The sequence below is a fragment of the Paenibacillus sp. 8b26 genome, from assembly GCF_050626875.1.
GTDB lineage: Bacteria > Bacillota > Bacilli > Paenibacillales > Paenibacillaceae > Paenibacillus.
In genome coordinates, this window is sequence record NZ_CP192445.1 from 580,840 (window position 1) to 603,424 (window position 22,585).

A 22,585-nucleotide genomic window follows, 5' to 3' on the forward strand; every position below is an offset into this window, starting at 1 on the left:
TCATTCATCATAGGTAAAATGACAATAGCTGCATTCTGTTAACGTCATAGATTGTCTCCTCTCCTGAGGGAATCCGGTAAAAAGGTAATACTCGGCTTCCCGGTTTTTGGATGAATGCAGATTTCTGTCTCTACCCCAAATACGCTGCGCAGCAGGTCCGGCTGAAGCACATCCTCCGTTATGCCTGAGACCACTACCTTGCCCTCTTTTAATACATAAATTCGGTCACAATACAATGCCGCCAAATTCAAATCATGCAACGCAGCCAGTGTGGTTACCTGTAGCGCTTTGACCAAATCCAGAATTTGCAGCTGATACCGGATATCCAGATGATTCGTCGGCTCATCCAAAATGAGAAATTTGGCCTGTCCGGCCAAGGCTCTGGCGATCAATACGCGCTGCTTTTCACCGCCGGACAAGGTGGTAAAGCCATGATCCGCCTGAGCATCCATGCCTACGCGCTCCAGCGCTTGCTCGACCAGCTCATGATCGAAAGCAGTGTCTACTTCCAGCAGTTTCTTATGAGGATGGCGGCCCATCAGTACGATGTCCCGTGCTGAAAAATCAAACGCTTGGGGTGCGTCCTGACTCACCACTGCCATTTGCCGGGCCGTTTCCTTGTACTTCATCCGCAGCATATCCCGGCCATCCAGCGTAACCCAACCGCTGTCAGGCTTTAGCACACGGTACATGCTTTTGAGCAACGTCGATTTGCCGCTGCCGTTCGGACCGATCAGTCCGACCAGCTCCCCCGCTTTTACCTGGAGGCAGATGCCGTCAATCAGCCGTTTATCGTGAATACTGAAGGTCACGTGTTCGACTTCTATATTCATTTTTCGCCTCCAAACGAGTAGGAACTGCGCCGCAGCAGCCATACAAAGAAGGGTCCTCCACACACAGCCGTCACAATACCAATCGGCAGCTCCTGGGGAGCCAGCACGAGCCGGGCACATACGTCTGCCCACACAACAAAGATAGCTCCCGCCAACAGGCTGACGGGGAGAACACGTCGATGATCCGATCCCACCATCAGCCTGATGATGTGCGGAACCATAAGCCCGACAAAGCCAATCGAGCCACTGACAGATACAACTGCCCCGGTTAAAAGGGATGCCACAACAACCAGTAATACCCGGAATGCCTGTACATTCACACCAAGCGTTACCGCGGCCTCTTCACCTGTGAGCAAAGCATTCAGCGCCCGATATCGGGTAAGCAGGACAGCCGTTCCAGCCGCTATAATGAGGCTTGGAATGAGAAGCGTGTCCCATTGCGCCCCTGCCAGACTTCCCATCATCCAATACATCACATCACGAATACCTTTTTCATTCGGGGCCATCGTGACGATAAAGTTGGTCACAGCCGACAGCATCATGGACACCGCCACCCCTGCCAACAGCAAGCGGGTCGTCGATATCCGCCCAGCCACACGGGCCAATGCGAATACCATGAGCATGGCAGCAAGCGAGCCTATAAAAGCAGATAAAGGCAACGCAAGTCGTCCGAGAAAGCCGAAAGCCCCAAACACAATCACCAGCGTCGCTGTCACCGAAGCCCCGGACGAGGTCCCTAAAATATAAGGATCAGCTAACGAATTACGAATTAAGGCCTGAATAGCCGCACCTGTAACAGCAAGTCCTGCTCCTACGACGACACCTAGTAGCACGCGCGGAAAGCGAATTTCCCAGACGATATATTGCTCCGGCTTTGTCCATGTCACAGGTATCCATTGATCCAGCCAGGGAAGATGGGACAGCGCAATTCGCCATACGGTTCCCGGTGCGACGGCCACGGGGCCGAGCATGACCGCAAGTGTGACCGACAGTACCAACCCGGCAGTCAGCAGCAGCAGAATCGTTGTAAATCGCCAAGCAGGCTTTCCAGCTACGTTAACGCGAGAATTATGTTTTGACGGATAAACACTGCTCGTTCCTGACGTCATGAACCAGTCAGTGGCTTTTCGGCCATTTCCAACTTTCTCAAACGTTCTTCGATCTCGGAAGCAGAGAAATTCTCGCCCATAACAACCGCTACATCGTTCACCTGCTTTTGCGGGCGAATCGGAATGATTTCCAGCTCCCGGTAGGCAAACTGGAACATCATCTGACCCTCTGATTCCAGAAAACGTACAATTCCTTTGGCTCGGTAAATTTCAGCTGGCAAACTGCGAAACAACTGTTCAAACTCGGAGCGTGGCACAGGTTGTCCAAAGAAATGCGTGTGAACGACTACATGGTCGTAGGAATGATAATGCTCCCCATGTTCGTGTTCGTGGTCATGCTCATGGTGCTGGTGGTCATGATGGTGATGGTCTCCATGATCATGAGCGTGTAGATGATTTCCCGAATGATGGTGATCATTCCCGCTATCGGCTTTGGACTCCTTCCGCCGCGAAACGTCCATACGATCCTCTCCCTGAATGGAGAAAAAAGTATCCGCGTCCACGTCGCTCCGTTGCGTGCTCACCGTCAGCGCATACGGATTTAATTCTTTTACGAGGGCCTGTACCTTCTGCAACTCCCCCGCAGCCAATAAATCGGTCTTGTTAATAATCAGCTTGGAAGCGCATCGTAGCTGATCCTGCATCAAGCGATGTGACTTGCTTCTCTCGTTACCCGAGGCAAAATCCAGAAATTGACGCGCATCCACCACCGTAATAACGGATTGTAAAATCATTGAGGAATAGATGGAGGCATCTGTCACCGCATCTACAATTTCCATCGGATTAGCCACTCCGGTACATTCAACGATAATCACGTCCGGCTTATATTCCTCGGCAAGATTCATCAGCTCCACGCCTAAATCTCCGCGAATGGTACAGCATATGCAACCACTAAGCATTTCCTTCATGGGAGCCTGACCGTTCACCAAACTGCCGTCCAAATTAACATCACCCAACTCATTCATCAAAATAGCCGGCTTGAGCCCCTGCCCTTTATAATAAGCCAGCGCATGCTGAAGAAGAGTTGTTTTACCGCTGCCCAGAAATCCGGATAAAACAACAATCGGTATCATAAAATCCTCCTTGTCTTTACAACGTTTTACTAAGGATCGTACCGTAAAAATTTCCTTCTTGCAATCGTTTATCGGATTTTAATCGTAATAATTACTATTAATGAACATAAATATATATGAATACGCTCGGATTTGTCAATATAGGGGGTGATTCAAGCACGATTCAGCGGTCATGTTTGTCCCATTGCAGGCATAGGATGTAGACAAGGACCCTTATTCCCAAGGAGACGTAGAATGAAAAACAGTACGCTGTTGAAGATGCTGCCTTTTATGATTCCGTTTGCCTTTCTCATCCCTGTGCTTGTTACGCTATCTCCCCGGTGGCTTCGTTCGTTAGATATGAGTCAGCTACAGCCGTTAAAAACGGTATTTATGGGTATTTTTCTGGAAGCCGTCCCGTTTCTCCTTATCGGTGTGCTCGTTTCATCCCTTTTGCAATGGCTCGTACCGGAAACATGGATTCGCAAAATAGCGCCTGCGCATCCTGTGCCAGGTGTTCTGCTGGCCTCCTTGCTGGGTCTGCTGTTTCCCATCTGTGAATGCGGTATGATCCCTGTCGTTCGCCAATTGATGCTCAAGGGAATGCCTGCCTATATGGGCATCACCTTTATTTTAAGCGGGCCGATTCTCAATCCTGTGGTGCTGGCTGCGACGATGATGGCGTTTCCTTCCCATCCCGAGGTCACTGCCGTTCGAATGGGGCTGGCCTTTGTCGTTTCTGCGATCATCGGGCTGATCGTGTATGCCTTTGTGCGTGTGCACCCGCTCAAACGGTCGTTGCTCTCTTTTAACCAGCAAAAGCAGAACAACCAGACTCATCGGCATAATCGCACATGGCGGGGCTTTTTTGTACATGCTGGCGACGAGTTTTTGGACATGAATAAATATCTCATTATCGGTGCGTTGCTGACAGCCTGCATCCAAACCTTTATCCCGCGTGATGAAATGCTTTCGTTAAGCGGTGGAACGGCTAGCTCGTATGCCTTTATGATGGGCTTTGCCTACGTCCTGTCGCTATGCTCCACCTCCGATGCCTTCGTCGCTACTGCTTTTTCGCATACCTTTACACTGGGTCCGCTGGCATCCTTTCTTGTACTCGGCCCGATGCTGGATTTCAAAGGCACGCTCATGCTGCTAAGCACCTTCCGCACCAAATTTGTCGCCGTCCTGTGCTTGCTCATTGTTTCGCTTGTCCTGGTGGGCTCTATAGCTGCTGAATGGTTATTGGGGAGGTGAATACGAACGTGAATTCAACCTTTAGCATCCGCTGGCAGTATGGCATGCGCTCCTTGCTCATGATTGGATTGGCTGTGTATATCATCACATTGAGTCAATCGAATTCCCTTCATTACTACTTGGCTCCACAAATGCAAAAGCTGCTCCTGCTCTGCCCCGTACCCCTGCTGTTTATCGCCTTGGCTATGGCGTGGCACGGCATAGCCGGGGAGCAGGAAGGCGAGGATTTATGTGATTGTGAGCATCCGTTGCCACAAAGCTGGGTCAAAAAAACACTTGTATACGGAATGCTGCTTATTCCGCTACTATTCGGTTCTCTGCTGCCCAATCAGGCGCTCGGCAGTGACATGGCGGCCAAAAAAGGCATGTCCTTCACGTATCCCAACCCGGATATCCGGCGCAAAACTGATATACAGACCACAAAAGCACCGGAAGTCTCCATGTTACCAACTGCATCTTCTACTCCAACTTCACTCCCTCCAGGGGGAAAATGGAGTCAGGAAACGCTGGATAAGCTGTTCGTTCCACCTGATAAATACAACGTAGAATTTGCCGAGCTGGCGAAACGTCTGTACCAGCAGCCGACCATACAGATCAAACCGGAGATTTTTTCCGAAACCATTGGAGCCATCGAATTGTATAAGCCCGCTTTTGAAGGAAAAAAAGTGCAGGTGACAGGCTTTGTCTATAAAGACGGCAGCTTGCCGGGCAATGGTCTGTTTGCGGTGGGAAGGTTCCTCGTTATGTGCTGTACTGCCGATGCCATGCCTTTCGGGATCATCGTCCAATCCAAGAAGGTCCCGTCCTTTGACAAGGATACGTGGGTGACTATTGAAGGCACATTACATGCCACACAGAAAGGCAATACCCCCGTACTCGAAATTCGATCCGAGAAAATAACCACTGTGGCACAGCCGGAATCCCCTTATGTTTATACCCAGGCAGATTCGGTAGCCACCTTTGATCGCTTGAATGCAACACACTAACCCTAACAAGGAGGAATAATGATGAACAAGGTTCCTGTGATATTAATCAGCGGTTTTCTTGGCAGCGGCAAAACGACACTGCTTCTGCGCTTGCTGGCCCATACCCGCCAACTTCCGCTCCGTCCCGCTGTATTAATGAACGAAATGGGTGAATACGATGTAGACGGTGCCATTATTTCTGAAGAAATGCCCGACGTATCGGTGGAAGGACTGCTGGAGGGCTGCATTTGTTGCAGCAAAAGAAATGAGTTAGCAGGCGCTCTGCACACCCTGCTCAGTCAGGAGCCGGATCTGATCTTCATGGAAACCACCGGGGTAGCCAACCCTGAGCAAGTGCTGGAAGAGCTTCGTTCCCCGCTGCTGGCAGATCGGCTGTATCTGGTTCACAGCATCAGTGTTGTGGACGCTGAGCTTTTTCACGAATACAACAGCCGCTTCACCGCGGATAAGGAGCTGGTTCGAACCCTGCATGGGCAGCTTCGCACCGCAGACTTCATTGTGGTGAACAAGACGGATGCCGCAAGTAGCCATAAAGTGACGAAGGTCGTCAAGAGCATCCGCAAGCTCAACGATACGGCCAAGCTGCAAACCGCTGAATATAGCCGGGTTGACCTTGAACCACTGCTAGAGCCTGTTCTGGCTTCCGTATCCGTTGCCGCAAAACCTGTACAGGTAACTCAACCCACATCAGCACAGGCGCAGCGAACCGATGCAGCCGCAGCGTCCGTCCCTATTTCCACCAAAAGTATCGAACGACCCGGCAGTATCTCCAGAAGTACGGCATTCAAAGTTATTTCTGCGCACAGTCATAGCCACAGCTACGATCCAAACCAGCCCCATTCGTTTTCCCGTCTGGAGAGCTTAACGCTGCATCAATATTCTCCACAGCCATTGGAAAAGGAACGATTGGAAAGCTTCCTGACCGGGCTCGGTTCCTCGCTGCTTCGGGCGAAAGGCTATTGCGTGCTTCCACACGAAGGTACAATGCTTTTGCAATATTCAGGAAGTCATTTGGAGTGGCAACCCACTGCACTCCCCGTGAGCCAGGGGTATGTCACGCTCATTGGGGAGCAGCTCGACAAAGCATCCATTGCCGACCAATGGGAACAGTGCTTTATTTCGCTTTAAATGACAGGTCTAGATTAAGACAAAAAAACCTCCTGCAGATGCAAGAGGTTTTTTTAAAAAGCGATGTTCACGAATTATTTGTATAATCCGTGAATATAACGCTCGTCTTGTTTTAAAGGTTATATTTTTTGTTAAAGCGATCCACACGTCCACCGATATCCACGTTTCTTTGTTTACCAGTGAAGAACGGGTGGGAAGCGGAGCTGGTATCTACACGGATAACCGGGTATGTGTTGCCGTCTTCCCATTCCATCGTTTCTTGGGAATACTTAGTGGAAGCACTCAGGAAAGAGAATCCACAGCTAGGGTCCAAAAAGATAACTTTGTTCAATGTTGGATGAAGATCTTTTTTCATATTATTCACCTAAGCTTTCATATCATTTTTTTGGTTCAAACTCAAACGTACTGGCGCAATACTCCATCAGTTGGCAAAAGGAACGGTTATGTCCCAGAAAAAAAGACGACAGATCGTAACGGTTGCGCTCAGGTTCGTAAACGACAAGCAAACGATGCCGCATATATCGCATCGCCCATTGCATGAACGCCCCCGATCTTTCGTCAGCCTTCATCGTTATATAAGCATATAGTGAATGGTCTTCCGGCTCGTCCCAAATGCTGACACCAGCACAGGAGAATTCGGTAGCCACGTGCTTTCGATTCAAAAGGCAAAGCGTACCATGCAGCTCGGCATCTATCGTACAGCTATGAAAAAAGGCCGTTTGCTTAGGTGCAAGCTTTATCTTTGGACGCTCTATCCACTGGACTAATTCAAGTTTTCGCCGGTTCCATAACGCAGGCTTTTGCAAACTTAACACGATTTCTTCATCATGAAGTGGAGAGACCATGCCATGGCTCCTTTCATGAAGCCCTGTATCAGTAGAATTCAGGCTCCGTTCAGGATGCAAAACAATTCAGGTTGCTATGTAGCAAGCCCCAAATTATCTAGTTTCACGATGGATCGTGTACTTTTTCAGACGCGGAGAGTATTTTTTCATTTCAAGACGCTCCGGATGATTTCTTTTGTTCTTGGTTGTTGTATAGTTGCGGTCACCAGATTCAGTGCATGCCAAGGTAACAATTACGCGCATTTCTCTTCCTCCTTAAATGGAATACATGGTATACAATTACAATAGTAATTTTTACGATTAGTTCTATTCTATAATTCATGGTGCTCTTTGTCAACCTTTGACTGACGGTTTATCGCTTCTTCTACAGTATTCCAGCGATTACGGTACTGTGCCAGCTTCGGATGAAGTTCTAATGGTTCAGTCGAAAGTACCAATCTGACGTTTCTGATCCATTCATCGAACGAGGCATAGGATGCGCACAAATTAGCAGTTTCAGGACTCATATACAGAAAAAGCGGGGGAGTATATTTTTCCGCCAGAAAACGGATTGCTGCTTCAATCGGCGTATACTTTTTGCGTTTACCTTCCCAGCTCTCAATTACGACAGCACTCAAAGCCTGTTCCCGCTGCCACTCCCCAAGGTCGTCCACCCGCTTGTAATACGAGCGAACCGGCTGCTTCCACATTCTTCTGACTGTTTCCTCATGTAACGGGTATAGTACCAGTTTTTTAAAGGATAACGCAGCTCCCGTTTTAGCGAAAATATCCAGTTCCCTGGCTGTAATCTGTTCAAATGTATCATAATAGATCATAGTCCCTTTATGCGTCTCGACTGGAGGCTCATAGCCATAGGGTACATATTGAAGGTTTCTTGTCATGCCGGACACTCCATCCTTCCGTAGATGAACTTTTCCTTCTATATTATACCCTTGTTTTGGCATGAGTTTGCATAAAATGTTTATCCTTGCTGGGCAGCAGTCGTATTGCGGCGTGGGCCCCGGCGAAACTGCAAAGCGTAAAGTCCCATGGTTGCGAGCGCAATCAGCGCAAGAACCGTAAATATATTGCTAAAATTGAACACCTGCACGTTGGTTACGACAGGATTCAGATGAAAGGTAGACGAGGTATCTAGCGTTTTACCCAAAATACTGGTCGTCACTGCACCGGAAATAAAATTCAGCAGAGACAGCAATCCCATTCCAACACCAATCTGATCCCTCGACAAGGTGCGGGAAATCGTGTTAGACATGGCAATCTGCATAAAGGTTTGACCTACGTTTCCGAAAATAAGCAAAAATAAAATGAGATACGGAGACGCGCCCACAAAGGTAGACAAGCTGATAAAGCAGATAAACATAAGCGTAACTGCCGTGTAGACTAGAAATGAATTTCCTTTGCTATCGGCCAAACGCCCTCCTCTTTTACCAAGCAACGCCGACGCAATGGCAGCCGGAAACATAATCAATCCAATCGTTGCAGGCGCAAGCTGATTGAGACTGTTCAGAAACTGCGGCGCCAGGTACGGCAGCCCAAAGCTGACCCCTGCTCCCAAAAAGGCGATAAACAATCCGTAAGAATATTGCTTGTTGCGGAACAGCTTGGGCTGAATGAATGGATCTTTAGCGGTAGTGATCCGCCATATAAACAGAGCAAACAGCACAATACCGACCAGAAAAAATATAATATTGCTTTGCGAAATGGAAAGCAGTAAGAAGGCTACCGTTCCGCCCAGCAGCAATCCACCCAGAAAATCAAATTTCTGATTCTCTCCCCGCTGGTCGTCCAAATATTTGCGAAAGAACGGCAAGGCGATAAGCGGCAGCATGGAAATAACGAACAAAAAGCGCCAGCTTGCAAAGCCTGTAATCAAACCGGAAATAATCGGAGCCAGCGCTGTACCCAGTGCCAATCCGATTGCAGTAATGCCCAAGGCGCGTCCTCTTTTTTCAGCAGAGAAATAACGGACAGGAACGATCATAGCTGTCGCCGGAATAACAGCAGCCCCTGCGGCCTGAAGCAAACGGGCTACAATCAGCATCCAAAATTGATTGGCCAACAGACCAATAAGCGAACCTAACGCAAAAAAGATAATCCCAAACGTCAGTAAATCCTTAAGGCGGTATTTATCCGCCAACTTACCGTAGGTCACTGAGCCAACCGCATACACAATCATATAACCGGTTAACAGCCAGCTCACATCGGAAGCACTAATATGAAACTCCTCGCGAATCACAGGCATGACTACATTAAACATAAAGGCATTCATCACTGAAAAAACAAGTGTGAAGGCCAACACACGCATAAGCTTATCCGCATTGGGGTAAGTTTGTTCTTTTATCATCTGGTCTCTCCCTCTCCTGAAAAAACTATCTATGCTGCAGAGTTTTCTATAGCCACTCTCAGTTGGATGATGCTTCCCATCGCTACCGCTTTGCTTGTACAACACCATTCCGCCTACTCCGTTTTGATGTTCACTTTTCAAGTTAGCTTATACAGGAATTTTCTCTATATATCCATTCAAACGCGGGCGTTCGCAGGACGGTAATCGTGAAGTATTTTTTTCAAAAGACCTCGAAGAGCCTCTAACTCCCCCACAGATAACGTTTCGCCTACCGAGCCTTTAACTTTCTCAACCGTATGCTCAGCTACCTTGTGAATTTTCAAGCCTTCCTCAGTCAAATAAATCTGCTTCATACGCGCATCTTGCGGGTGACTCTTGCGTACTGCCCAATTTTTCTTAACGATCCCGTTCACCAGGCTGGTGACGCTTGATTTATCTATAAGCAGCAGCTTTTCCAAATCCGTATTGGTCACTCCAGGCGACATTGCCAGTATATAAAGCGTCTGCGATTGCGGGGAGGTAAGCCCCAAAGGACGCAACGCCGTCTCAATCTCGCGCCGGACTGTAGTGAAAATCCATTTAATTAAATACATCGTGCTCTCTTCCTCCCAGGGAAGACAAACGGGATACACCTCACTTCCCATGTGGTTGCTAACCTCCATAATCATTGGATTTTAATAGTTTGAATTCCAACTAATTTTAAACAGTCGCCTATCTAGTGTCAATACTTTAGTCGTTTTTAAGTACATTTTCTAGTTAAACTTATTTAAAATCTTATGTATAGCAAAAGACGAGCCCAGTAAGGGAAGCCCGTCTCTTTGCTTGTTGGTTCATGTATAATGGCTTGTACATGAGAAACCATTGGAATACGGCTTAGTCTGCGGTTTTCACTTGAACCAGCCGGTACTCTTTTCCATCCACCGTTACTGTACTGGCATCGTCTAGCTCCAGCCGTTGCCAAATGGTCAGCAGTGTGCGATAAGGATACTGCTTCAAGTCATACTCGGTTGACGCGTTAAAATCGGTCCCGGTTCCATTGGCTGAACCTGTACCCTGATTAGATGTTGTTCCTGTAGCACCACCTGACGTTGTGCTGCTGCCTGTGGTTCCATCGGTTGCTGCGCCGTTCCCCTCCGTAGGAGTGCCCAATGTCGTGCCTGCGCCCGATTCCCCTGTCACCGTTCCGACCTGATCAGCGCTGTTCCCGCTGAATGTACCGCCCCCAGCCGTTGAACCACTGCCAGTGGTCCCCCCTGTTGTCGTACTTCCTGTTGTCGCACTGCCGGTCTTCGTGTCACCAGATTGTCCAGTGTTGGCTTTGCTAGCTGCTTCCTTGTCATTCTGTTCAACCAGCGTAAAATTTTCGTATAAATGCTCCTGTTGATCCGCACCTACAATGACGAGCTTTTTAGGCTTAAACGTCGTCTGCTCCGTCGAATTTTGAAAAGCGAACAAAAGCTTGACCATTTTCGTAGTCGCCTTGGTGTTAGGTACATGAGTCACAATCGCCGTAGGCTCTTCCTTTACGGGCACTTTAGGCTTCACTACAGGTTGCTGCACTGGCTTGGGTGTATTGACAGGCGCAGGCGCGGCGGCATCAGAACCGATAACACCTGCTGCCTTCAGGCCTCCTAGCGTGCCAGCAATGACGACAAGCACGATTCCGGAAATCACCCCGCCCTTTCGGAAACGACGAAGCGTTTTGACTAAAGACGTATCCGTCTCACGCTTCGCTGTCAGATAAAAATTTTTAAAAACAGGCTTCGCGGGTTCAAAATATTCACGCCACAGCGTTTTTTTATGCAGCCCCTCGCGTCCTTCCTTCTGGAAGAACAAAAGCAACGCACGTCGATAGGCTGGTTCAAAGCCGCCCCGTGGCGTAGCAAATTCAGCCTGGCCCTCCGACCAGCGAATAAAACGGTACATCGTATCGTTATCCTTCGCCCATTTGCGGATCGAGCTGACCAAACGGGCAAAATCCAGCATTCCTTCGCCTGTGCCGTCAGAACGATAGAAGGCAGGCAGCAGGCGGGCAAAATGGCCCTCCGCAAGCTGCTGGGGCAGCCAGCTGTAAGCCCAGTCCTGCACCTTTTCCACTTCGCCCGGCTCCAGACCGTCCAGCACTGACGGTTCTGGGTTCTCCGTGCTAAACCAATCGTAAGCCGCAATCAATCGCACCGCTTGTCCCTTGAGCGGAGCCGGCAGCTTCCCGACCCACTGCACCAAATCAGGACGAGTAAAGAACGGAATCTGTACGACCTGATCAGGTGAGATTTCCTTTAGCTCCACTTCGGTAAGCAAATACCGATCCGACGCTTCCTGCAAGCGTTCGGTTAACCCGGATTGCTCCAGTGGAGAGAGTTGGCCTCCCGTAGAGCTACTTTCCCATTGTTGCAACCGTTGATGAATAGCAGCCACAGCCTCTACCGGCTTTCTTTCAGCACGCAGTCTGCCCATCAATGCGGACTCAGCTAAAAGCTGAAAATCGGCATTCGCCGATACTTCAATATATCGACTGCCCCATTCATGCACGACAGCAAGCAAGCCCTTCACATCCGGTGTTCTTTTCATCTGACTGTCCATGTAGGGAATGAACAGCATCTTCGTGAGCGCCGGATTACCCAGCACCTTCGTAAAATACGCCTTGCCCAATGAAGGATTTTCTTCAATCGTATGATAAATAAAAGTGACAGCTTCCGTATTTCTGGCGGTATAGGCGTTATTCAGCGAGCGGATCAAATACTCCACCAACCGATTCTCGCTGCTACGAGCGTGAACTTTATAGTAATCCTTGAAGCAGTCGACCAGACCCACGTCAGGAATATATCCATCCTTCACCCGATCAAATTCATGATCAAAAAACGACAGAAACAAGTCATTCAGCCGCATTTTACGTGGCAACGCATCGGGAGAAGACAAATAATCAGTCAAGCTTCTCAGCACGGAAATTCGCCGTTCGTTATATAGCGCCCGCTCTCCCTGCTCTATTCTGTACAGCGTAATGAGCTCGTGATAGCTGGATAGCGTCAGATCACGCCCCGCCTCCATGCCAGTCAGCATCTGCTCGGCAAATTTGAAAAAATCGTCCGGCGTCTCGCCATTCAGCAACGTACGGGTAATCCAGTCAAAATACGGCTGTCTTACCTGCTCTGCATCCACATTGAGTATCCGGCCACTGTTAGTAAGGTCAAATACAAAATCCTTTTCCACATTCCGATCACCAGGACGCAAACTGAAAGGCTCAACAAACATCAAATGAATGCCTTTTCTGCTGTGCGGCTCCTTCGCGTATGTAAGAAATCCGAGTCTGTTGCGAAATGCATAAGGCAGCGCCGCATACAACACACCCAGCAACAGCTTGGCTGAAGATGCCACCGCTTCTGAAGGAACGTTCAATGCTATATATACCTTTTTACGTCCCGTCGCGGACATCATAACTGCATATAGAATCTGCTTGAAAACTTCTTCGCCGAGCTGCAATTGAGACAGCACCGCAGACGGATCAACAGATGGAAATACGCTCCCACCCGGCAGACGCTCCAATTCCGGCAATTCCGTTCCTTGCTCAATATCGTAAGTATCGACAAAAGATGTGTTCAGCCACTGCTTGTAATCAGACGGAGATTCACCATGCCCGCCTGGAATCACATAATTGTGCGTAAAAAAGGCGCTCCGCAACCCGGTAAAATCCGCTGCCTTGTAGATACTGCGTCCCAGCACCACATCCCCGGACTCCGTCCGTACCAGATGCATGGCTTCCGGGTAGACGCTCTCCTGCTTCTCGCCACGCGCCGTTAAAGCAGCAGGCGCATCATACACACACAAGGGATGCAGCATCTTTTTAATAAAGGTAGTGTCCAGCCCCTTGGAATTGGCCACCGTATCGAAGCCTTCCGTTGAACGGAAAATACCACGCCGTTCCCGTGTGTACATCTGCTGCTGTATCAAATGAGAGGTAGAATTACTCACTGTGATTCTCTCCCCTCAATGTACTTCAGCTTGTAGAGTAGCCAAATGAAGGGCTCATCCACACGGATCGGACTAACCAGCCCTTGCAGCTTTTGATCTACCGGATTGCTGCCCAAGGCGGAAACCGCAAAATAGGCCGTATCTGTAAAATACACATCCATCGTGCCCTTGAACGGCTTATCCACCTTTTCAATGAACCGCCGAACCTCGCCATCAATGTTCGCAAACTCATCCAAATCCATATACTTCCGATGCTCCATTGGATTAAAGATATTGCTGTTCGTCTTGATGTACGTGCCTTCTTCATCTGCCAGCGCAGTGAGCATGTCACTTTTGGTCAGGACAATGGCGGTTGGAATGTCCGTCTTCCCTTTTTCCTGATAGGCAATAAAATCACCGAACATCGTAAGTACGACGTCACGCGGCTCATCATATTGCGAAACCCATTCGCCCGGCTTGTCGCCGATGTTAATCTTGATACGCTCCCGAATAGAACGGATTTGCAGCGGATCGACCATAAACAGAATACCCGCCGAATTTTTAATATGCTGCCCGTGCAGACCCAGATAGTCCTGATCGACCATCCCCTCACCGGCGACATCAAAAAACACCAGCGTCAGTGGCGGTTTTTCCTCATCCTTAAACACAAACTGGAAGATAAAAGGCTCCTGCATCTTTTCCTTCTGTGTAGAGGTCAGCAGATCCCCACGCTCAAACAACGGTTCCTCATACATCGTACGGAACTTGCGGCTGATCTCCGCATTGAGTGGCATGCAAGCCGCATCAAAATGATCGGCCGTAACATGCTGCAACGTATGAATCAGGGAGGTCATGTAGACAGATTTGCCCGCCTGCGAAGCTCCAATAATCGAAATAATATTACTCGGCACCTTACCAGCGGTCACTGGCAGTTCGTTATGGCAATGTGGACACAATCTGCGACGTGTAAGCTCGCCGTAACGATCCGTCAGACCTGTCAGTACATGATCTGAGTACAAACGATGTTCCTCAGGAACATCAAGAGGGTGAAGAATGGCTTCCATATCATGTACACTGTCCAAGCCAAAGCGCTCCCGATATTTGTTCAGCAGCTCATCCTCGCCCAAAGCATAATCCTCGTCATCCTCACGGTGATGGGAAGCGCGGAATACAACTTCTTCCGGGGAAAATTTGCTAAAGCAATAAGGGCACACAATATCATAAAATAACGGCCTTGGTGCTGCCTGTGGCTTTCTTCTGAATAAATTGCTAAGAAAACTCATCGGTTGCGGCCTCCTTTCATTCAGGGACTAATTCATATACCGTGCTATATTTCTGACCGTCCGTAAAAAACAACCGCACATATTCATCTCCGCCTACTTCCACAGCAGGCAACACATTCCGTCCCGCAGCAAACGGTGCCGTGAACGGGTACAAGGTCCCGTCCTCCCGGTCCGCCGGATAGCCACCACGCTTTTTCACATAGCAAAGCGCCTCCTGCGGAACAGGAACTTCAGCCGTCACCTGAATCTGCACCGTTTTGCGGCTGCGAAACCAGCCTTTTTTGTGGTGGACCGCATATCTGATTTTAGCTTTACCCGTGCTCAGTTCCAGCCGGTTAGCTCCGTTCTGCTGACGGATCACAAAAGTATCTCCGTCCTCCCGCACAGCCGGATACACGGTATACCGCACGCGTCCAATGCCATCGATCCGGTCGCGGTAACTGCCAGCAGCCTTGTACTCCTCACGTGTGAAGAGCTTAAGGCTTGAAAAAGGCGGCAAGGCTTCGGCATCTTCCTGCCTGTTCACACCCGGATCGGCTAATTGTTTCGCAATATATACCACGGCTGCTCCTTCCGGCCACTGCCAGCGAAGCACAACCCGGTTGTCGTCAATTTTGTGGCTCAGCTCCGAAATAACAGGATCACCGGGCTGTGCATCCCTATACTGCATAAGTTCCGCCTCCCGTTCTAAAATCCACTGCTTCGTCGATTACGCGGCGGACCTTCCGGTGCGCCTCTCCGGCGACCTGTTGGCGCACCGGGGTTTCCTCCGCCGGAAGAACGGCGAGTATTTTCCGCAATCGGCAGCACGAGCGAGAAGACGGCGATCAGGGCCGCCAATACGAGCGCTGCCACCAAACGAATCATCAAATCACCGATGGGCGAGCCGGACAGACCCTTTTCCAAAATAAAGCCAGCCAGCAATCCGGCAGGAACCCCGCCAATCGCGAAATTCCGCGCTAGAAAACGGTTATCGAACATCAGTCCGAGCGCCAATCCCAGTAGGACTCCAACAATTACCAGAGCCGTTACGCGATAAATGGCAAAATACAGACTGTCCGCATACTCACCTGTTCGCTCCGTTACCAGTGTACGGTCGCCGATTTTGTCATAAATTTTACCAAATGCCTGAGTAAGACCTTGCGCATTCGCCACACTGAAGTAAGTTCCACCCGTCATTTGGGCAATATTTTGCAATAATGCTATACCATCGGATTCAGCAAGCTTCAGACCGATTGTATTAATCGGAATCTGCCGGGCGATGTAAGGAGCCAATGCCGTCTGAGTATCCAGCCTACTAAAGCCGTCAGACAGCATAATAACCAGAGAGCCCTTTTCCGCATTACCCTGAGTTTCGATTTCTTTGATGGTTTCATCCAAAGCAAGACCGATTTCTGTGCCGCCTGTCATTAAGGTCTGCATGCTGTCGATCTTGGCATAAACGGCTTGCTTCTCCGCATCTGTGCCAATCGGGGTAAACGGCTGAACCAACTGCGCAGTGGACTCAAAGGAAACGATGGCTACCCGCTTGTCTCCATCCATTTGACCAATTAGACTCTTGGCGGCTGTCAAGCGTTCGTTATCGGGATCTGTCTGCTGCATACTTCCGGAATTATCAATGACGAGCACGAGGTCCTGTACGCTTTTGCGACCTTCTGGATTCACCTGATAGCCCAGCTCCAGCAGCAGCCCTGCCACGAACAGCATCACCAGCGTAGCAGGCACCAGCAGCTTCCAGGACAGTCCGGAGTATCGCTGCCGCCATGACGGCCCGTTCAGTTGTGGCGAAATCCATTCGCCGATAAGGCATCCCAGGCCAATACACAGCGCCATGATGCCAAAATACAGCCCAATCACGATGATATGCGGCCAGTGGCCTATCAGTTTGTTAAGAATCAGCTCTCCAATGATGAAGCCCACTACGGCGCCCAGCAAGCCGAACAGCAGCAGGAGAACATTAAATTTACGCTGCTTCATAAGAATCGTTGCTTCCTTCCATAATTAAAGTAGGATACAAATGTTGCTACCGCAATTCCGGCAGCCGATCCGCGTTGATCCCGTGAAACACGAAACCATTCGCGATATATGTCTCATAATATGTCTTGCCGTTGCGGTAGACCATCAGATCCTCCAGATGGAAACCACCCATCAAATGAAGCTTTTCTACCCCGCTGCTGCGGCGCTCATGCACAAACCCCAGCTTGTAAATGCGCGAGGTAATATCCACATCCAGCGCATAAGGAAGAAATTCGCCTTCGTAGTCACCAAAGAAATACTTTTCCTCATACCGATGCTCATGAGTGTAATCCAGTAAACGCACGTTAATCCCGCCGTTTTCCTCCAGCGTTTGGTACAGTTTTTTAAACAGCTCATCCTTCGGAACGACCAGCCGATTTTCATAGGCAGCAGCCACATTCGCCCGCCGCAGCAATTCTTCCTCGAATGTCTGGTTAAACGGCTGTGCGCTGAGGATCAGGGTGCGGCAAGTCTGTGTGAGTCGATCCACCAGCTTTGACGGACCTCCATCCAGCAAATTGGACACAGGACCCATATGTCGTACATCAAAGAATACAGATTTGCCCCGCTTGGTCTCCAGCTCTTGCATGACATCTTCCGTCACACGCTCGTAATACTCAAACAGATTTTGGCCCGTGTAGCTGTCAGCCTGACGGACGCTGTCCGTTGCAGCCTGATGCAGATCACGCTCCAAATTGGCAAGCTGTACAGTAATATGTTTCGCCTGCATATGCCATTTTTCAAGAGCCAGCTCATAACGGCGAAGTAGCTCCAGATCCGTTTGAATCCGCAGCATGTGCAGCTTGTGCCCATAAACCGTCTCGGTCAGATAACGGATCAAGCTGCGCACATTATGTTTATCCATCAGCGGTAAGCGTTGAAAAGGCTGGTCCTCCACTCGTCCGCTATACAGGGCATCCAGCTCGGCAGCGCTGACCTGCAAATCATTGGACGTATCGCGAATCAGTCCCCGAATGGCGGTAAGCACATTCCCAGTCTTATTCTCATCCGTCCAGTCCGTAAGCTCGAACAAACCGATCTCAGGGTGCTCCTTGGCCGATTCGTTCACAGCCGTTTGCAGACGTAATTCCGCCTGAAAATCCCCCAACCGTTTGTGTACGATCCGTTCACAATTATCACGGAAAAAGGCTTCACAGCCCTGTCCGAACAAGGCTTCCTCTGCCTCGCGCAGTGTCATCCGCTTCAACGAGCCGTAGCTGGCTCCGCTGGTCATGAGTGCGCTCATGTCGGTAATGGCCTCATCGCCAGGAACGAGGTCATTACGTGTACGGCCGCGCTCGGTAGCATCCAGACCGAAATAATCCAGCTTATCGCGTATATCCCATTCCTGCTCTGTTCTCATACGCGCCAGCAGCTTCACATAAAAGTGATACAGCACCGTAAGCGCAATCGACTCATTAGGGCGCTTTACCCGGGAAAATCCGGCCGACACATAGCCCTGCCGCCCGGATTCCGTCATGATGTTGTTTTTAAACGATGTATTGTTGTATCCCCCATCCTGTGACCGATAGGAATCCCCCGCCTGATAACGATTTTTAAGAAGCTGAATGTGGCAAATGATATCACAGCTCTCCCGCAGGCTATTCGGCACCGTTACACCGCGTTCGTTCTTGTCGGACAGCACATAGACAAGATCGAACAACGGCGACGGAGCATGAGATACAGGAATGGTCAGTTTGTCCTCGGTCATATGCAGTGGTGCCGTGAACGTATAATCCGGACTTTGGATATAGTCCAGCTCCCGCATAAAAGCGACTGACGTTGCGCTGCTGTAGCCATATTGGGCTGCCTGATCGCTTTCGCTGACCAATACGTACAGATCCATCTGTACCGACTTAAAGGACTGTGCAAAAATGTATTCCGCCAACAGCGTAATCTCGGGAACCAATACATTCATGGGATCATCCGCTGTCGTCAGGATCGACAGATGGACACGCTCGAACGAGGAATACAAGCGACCGTAATCTGCCAAGTGCCCACTAGCCCGGCGCAACGCGGCATTAAGCTCAATCAACTGCGATTCATGTGTATAAAAAGCCTGATGCAAATCACGGCGCCCGGTTTTGTGGCTGCTTTCCTCCGGTACCGCTACTGTATGGACAATGGCATCCATCGAACGGTCAACAGCGGCATGATCCTCCTGCGAGCGGATGTGGATGTACGTTACCCCCGTACTGTTATCCCACTTGGTCCGGTTGATATCTGCAATAGTGTTCATCGCCGGGCCCATACGGTCACCGATAAAAAGAAACACGGAAGGGAAATGGATGCTGCTGCGTCCATCCCCGCTACCGATTAATTGGTCCTCTGCGACTGCATAGTCAGCCGCATAACGTAACAGCTGCTCTCTCATACTTTACTTCAACTTTCTGCGGATATCGTTTAGTTTCCCGGACATTTGAGCGTAGAACGCATAGAGTTCCGCTCCGTTAGCCAGCTCCACCTTTTCATATTCCAATTGATTTCGGGCTTCGGTGTAGGTTGCAGCCAGTTCATCCAGCTTCGTCAGCAACGGCGTAATATCCTCGGACGAAGTCAGGACAGCATCACGGCGATCCGCCTTACGCATCAGAGCTGCATATTTTTTCTCTTCCAGACCCCGGAAGTTCGTAAATACTTCAAACTCCACGTAATTGCGGCTCTTCATGACATTGGCAAACGGCTCCCAAGCCTCTTCCTCTTCATCACGGTCATAGACGTACAAAGCGCCTTTCTTCGTAATCGTGTCGGTATAGAGTGCCTGAATGAACTGATCCAGCCATTTTTCCTCATCCTGATATTTGCCCAGCAAGGCTTCCAGTTCGGCGGCCTTCGCTTCAATTTGAGTATATTTAGCCAGCTCTTCACGAACCACCTGCGTTAACTCCGGTGAACGGATCAGGTTTTCCTTCGCCATCTCTTCATTGATGCTGCCAAAGATGTCCTTGCTTCCCGCCTGTTCCAGCCCTTCAGCCAGCAGACGTTTCAGCTCGGACCATGCTCTCTTTACCTCACCCAGATTCGGCTTGGATTCCTGCAAACGCATATCGTAGCCTGCCAGCAGACCGTTCAGATCCAGGGCACGTGAACGCAGCACGGTAAAGCGGCTGCTCGTATTCTGGTCGACATCCTTTTCACGGATCACACCAAGTGACTTGGCACGGTCGAAGTCATTACGAATGCGGGCATTGTAGGCTTGCACACGCGAATTGACATACGTTTCGCCCCAGGATTTTTCAGGAATCGGCGACGGCAGATTCGTCCAGTTGTTCTGGCCTGTTTGCACCAGATGGCGGCCAATACCTTCACGGTCGAGAATCGTTTTTTCATAGCTTTCTTCATACACCTTGAGCGGCGTATAGACAAACAATGGCACACCATTGCGCGTATTGAGCCAGAAAATCCGGTTACGGACTTCGCTCTCTTTAATTGTAAAGTGTGATTTACCAATGGCATTATTTTGATAATTGCGAACGCCTTTCAGAATATTAGGCGACTGCACTGGAACCGAGACGAAGCCCCATGACGGGAAGTACAAGTTACCGGAGCTATTGCTCAGATGGAAAACAGGCACAGCTTCTTCATCCAGTTTGCTCGCAATATAGCGCTCTACGAATTTTTCAATGGCCTCATCTTGCCCGTATTTCATAACGAGGAAATCCTCCATCGAACGGGTAATAAGATCACCGAACTTGTCGGTCAGGAAGTTGGAGATGGAACTAATGATGTCGATATCCTGATCCTTCACCCATTGATCTGAATTTTCTAACAACTCTTGGGCAAAATCACGAATCAGATCATCACCATCACGCTTATCCAGCAGCTTGGTTACGACTTCGGAAATATCCGGCACGCTGACTAGATTCCAATAGTACGTCTTGTTGCCTCTGTGATCGGACTGTTCTTCGCCGTTGATCAGCAGATCGCCATTCTTCTCGAAAATCGCGCTCAGTGCGTTCAAAATTTCAGTAAATACATTATAAATGCGGCTGTTTTCCTTATTCAGCAGATCATACAGGTCTTCATAAAATTCAATAAGCTGCTCTGTACGCTCCACATCGGCCCGAAGCCAGTATTCATTGATTTTCGCTTCAATGTACGCATTTTTCTTTTTGTCCTTGGACACGAATGCGCTCTTGGCATCGCCCAGCTTTTCACCCGCCTGTTCACGCGCCCATTCAATATCCGTAGGGATACGATGCAGTGATTCACGCAGCGTCTCAATGTACGAAAGCAGCATTTTCAGCAAGCTAAAGCCTTTTTCCGTATAAATCATACGGGATACATAGAACGGCCCTTGCTCGGGATGCAGGAACATCCGGCGAATTTGGTCGGTAAACTGCCCGGTAATTTCACCCGGAAGCTGCTTCTTCGCCTTGATATATTCCTCGCGGGCACGCGTCAGGAAGGTCTGCTCCAGCTCGGTATCCATATTCACAACTTGCATTTTGACTACATTGTTGTAGCTTAGTCGTTCACTGTTTTCAAAGCCCGGCAGCGGTTCAGGTACACGAGATTCAAAGTTTTTGATCATGCTATCGAGATCGACACCCAGCTTGCGAGCAAACTTCTCGACATCCTCTTGATTCGGCGATTGCTCGAACATTTTGGACATTTTGCCAAACATCCGGTAGGCCAGATATGTTGTCATTTCCTCCATTGGCAGTACCGCTGAGGAAGCCCCGATAATATTGTAATCGTAGTTGGCAGGATATGCCTTGTTCATTTGTGCAATATTGGTACGAATGTTGCTGATATAGTCATGAATGGCAAACTCTTCGCCCGATTGCTTTTCCTCACTCGCCATAAAGTTGGTGATGTTCTCGGCGGTGACATTCATGCAGTAATCATAAGCGTTTTCCAGTAGCTTGCCTTCTGTATTCGTCGCTGAAATGAGATGACACAGATTAAATGGCGGCAACGGTGAATTTACGGTCAAAATGTTGCCATACTGCTGTTTGAACCGTTCACTGCGGCTGTCCACATTCATCCAGTAATCCAGCTCTTTCAGCGCAGCGTAGCCGTTCTTTTTAATATATTCACGTGTATGCTCGCTTAAGCTTTTGTTCGCCAGATTAATGTCCGGCGTAAACAAATACCCTAATGTATTTACGCGGTCCACACCTGCGGAGCCGTAATCGCGCTCAATAATCCCACGGACGATATACGAGATATCGAGGAAGGTACCACTCCCCGTACCGCCGGACAACCCGGACAGGAGGAACACCATCAGCTTCTTATTAGTACCTTCAGACAGGGTTTTGATTTTTTTATCAATGCTTTGCACGACTTGATTGATTTTGGTGAACAGCAGCAAACGTCCAGCCTGACGCACCCCTGCTGCCCCGTTCATGCCATCGGTAATGCTCAGCTCGGGTGATAGCCAATCCGTAATGTACGGCTCCAAAATGCTGCGGTTTTGCAGCAAGCCACCGATTTCCGCATTGGACAGCAGGACAAACTCGTTGATCGGGTCCAAGCCAATCCCTTTATATTTTTTGTTACGGTCCTGTTCATTCGTTTCAAAAGCAAGAAATTCCACGTTGTCCGGCTTCTCGCTTTTTTTCTTGGAAATCGGATCTGCTGGCAGCTTGAATCTGCGGTTAATCTGATATTTCAAGCGGAGGAGGGCATCGATTCCCGTCCCTCCGAGTCCGATAATTAAAATGGGATTGTCAATGGTATCAACCCTGATTTTATCGCTTACGATCCCTCCACCGAGTGATACGTCTAATTGCTGGATATGCTCTCTGACTACTGGTTTCATAGATTTGACCTCCTAGG

Annotated in this window: 18 protein-coding genes; 3 read left to right on the forward strand and 15 right to left on the reverse strand. The window is 49.3% G+C overall.

Annotated features, from left to right (window positions below; translation table 11 throughout):
* Positions 1–44: 44 nt before the first annotated feature.
* Genes ACQ4MX_RS02315 through ACQ4MX_RS02325 form a run of 3 tightly spaced genes read right to left on the reverse strand, consistent with a single transcriptional unit; the run spans position 45 to position 3,015 of the window.
* Positions 45–833 carry an ABC transporter ATP-binding protein gene (locus ACQ4MX_RS02315; RefSeq protein WP_431089117.1) on the reverse strand — a complete coding sequence of 263 codons (789 nt, stop codon included), beginning with the start codon at positions 831–833 and terminating at the stop codon, positions 45–47.
* Positions 830–1,942, reverse strand: a complete 1,113-nt coding sequence (locus ACQ4MX_RS02320) for a FecCD family ABC transporter permease (protein ID WP_431089119.1) — start codon at positions 1,940–1,942, stop codon at positions 830–832. The genes ACQ4MX_RS02315 and ACQ4MX_RS02320 overlap by 4 nt, the downstream gene beginning before the upstream one ends.
* Complete coding sequence (locus tag ACQ4MX_RS02325) at positions 1,939–3,015, reverse strand: CobW family GTP-binding protein (RefSeq protein WP_431089121.1); 1,077 nt, start codon at positions 3,013–3,015, stop codon at positions 1,939–1,941. The genes ACQ4MX_RS02320 and ACQ4MX_RS02325 overlap by 4 nt, the downstream gene beginning before the upstream one ends.
* A 234-nt stretch (positions 3,016–3,249) precedes the next feature.
* Between ACQ4MX_RS02325 and ACQ4MX_RS02330 the strand changes: the two genes are divergently transcribed.
* Genes ACQ4MX_RS02330 through ACQ4MX_RS02340 form a run of 3 tightly spaced genes read left to right on the forward strand, consistent with a single transcriptional unit; the run spans position 3,250 to position 6,365 of the window.
* Positions 3,250–4,251 (forward strand): permease, encoded by a 1,002-nt coding sequence (locus tag ACQ4MX_RS02330; RefSeq protein ID WP_431089122.1) that lies wholly within the window; start codon positions 3,250–3,252, stop codon positions 4,249–4,251.
* Positions 4,252–4,259: 8 nt separating this feature from the next.
* Entirely contained in the window at positions 4,260–5,237 is a 978-nt protein-coding gene (locus ACQ4MX_RS02335) for a TIGR03943 family putative permease subunit (RefSeq protein WP_431089123.1), read from the forward strand.
* Between the two features lie 18 nt (positions 5,238–5,255).
* Positions 5,256–6,365, forward strand: a complete 1,110-nt coding sequence (locus ACQ4MX_RS02340; protein WP_431089124.1) for a CobW family GTP-binding protein — start codon at positions 5,256–5,258, stop codon at positions 6,363–6,365.
* 112 nt (positions 6,366–6,477) lie between these two features.
* Here ACQ4MX_RS02340 and ACQ4MX_RS02345 read toward each other — a convergent pair whose 3' ends face one another.
* From ACQ4MX_RS02345 to ACQ4MX_RS02400, 12 genes are all read right to left on the reverse strand, one after another.
* Positions 6,478–6,720 carry a type B 50S ribosomal protein L31 gene (locus ACQ4MX_RS02345; protein WP_014281334.1) on the reverse strand — a complete coding sequence of 81 codons (243 nt, stop codon included), beginning with the start codon at positions 6,718–6,720 and terminating at the stop codon, positions 6,478–6,480.
* A 22-nt stretch (positions 6,721–6,742) separates the two neighbouring features.
* Positions 6,743–7,210, reverse strand: a complete 468-nt coding sequence (locus ACQ4MX_RS02350) for a hypothetical protein (protein ID WP_431089126.1) — start codon at positions 7,208–7,210, stop codon at positions 6,743–6,745.
* Between the two features lie 93 nt (positions 7,211–7,303).
* Positions 7,304–7,453, reverse strand: coding sequence for a 50S ribosomal protein L33 (rpmG, locus tag ACQ4MX_RS02355; protein ID WP_007430271.1), 150 nt, complete (start codon positions 7,451–7,453; stop codon positions 7,304–7,306).
* A gap of 68 nt (positions 7,454–7,521) precedes the next feature.
* Entirely contained in the window at positions 7,522–8,091 is a 570-nt protein-coding gene (locus ACQ4MX_RS02360) for a hypothetical protein (protein ID WP_431089127.1), read from the reverse strand.
* A gap of 80 nt (positions 8,092–8,171) precedes the next feature.
* Positions 8,172–9,554, reverse strand: a complete 1,383-nt coding sequence (locus ACQ4MX_RS02365) for an MFS transporter (protein ID WP_431089129.1) — start codon at positions 9,552–9,554, stop codon at positions 8,172–8,174.
* Positions 9,555–9,730: 176 nt separating this feature from the next.
* A complete protein-coding gene (locus ACQ4MX_RS02370; protein ID WP_134909830.1) occupies positions 9,731–10,198 on the reverse strand; it encodes a MarR family winged helix-turn-helix transcriptional regulator in 468 nt (155 codons plus the stop codon).
* Between the two features lie 229 nt (positions 10,199–10,427).
* Entirely contained in the window at positions 10,428–13,523 is a 3,096-nt protein-coding gene (locus tag ACQ4MX_RS02375) for a hypothetical protein (RefSeq protein WP_431089130.1), read from the reverse strand.
* Entirely contained in the window at positions 13,520–14,785 is a 1,266-nt protein-coding gene (locus ACQ4MX_RS02380) for a TRAFAC clade GTPase domain-containing protein (protein ID WP_431089131.1), read from the reverse strand. The genes ACQ4MX_RS02375 and ACQ4MX_RS02380 overlap by 4 nt, the downstream gene beginning before the upstream one ends.
* Positions 14,786–14,801: 16 nt before the next feature.
* A complete protein-coding gene (locus tag ACQ4MX_RS02385; protein WP_431089133.1) occupies positions 14,802–15,455 on the reverse strand; it encodes a beta-mannanase in 654 nt (217 codons plus the stop codon).
* A gap of 17 nt (positions 15,456–15,472) precedes the next feature.
* Complete coding sequence (locus ACQ4MX_RS02390; RefSeq protein ID WP_431089135.1) at positions 15,473–16,762, reverse strand: vWA domain-containing protein; 1,290 nt, start codon at positions 16,760–16,762, stop codon at positions 15,473–15,475.
* Between the two features lie 46 nt (positions 16,763–16,808).
* Positions 16,809–19,175 (reverse strand): transcription initiation factor TFIID, encoded by a 2,367-nt coding sequence (locus tag ACQ4MX_RS02395; RefSeq protein ID WP_431089136.1) that lies wholly within the window; start codon positions 19,173–19,175, stop codon positions 16,809–16,811.
* 3 nt (positions 19,176–19,178) lie between these two features.
* Positions 19,179–22,568, reverse strand: a complete 3,390-nt coding sequence (locus ACQ4MX_RS02400; RefSeq protein ID WP_431089137.1) for a tubulin-like doman-containing protein — start codon at positions 22,566–22,568, stop codon at positions 19,179–19,181.
* Between the last annotated feature and the right edge of the window lie 17 nt (positions 22,569–22,585).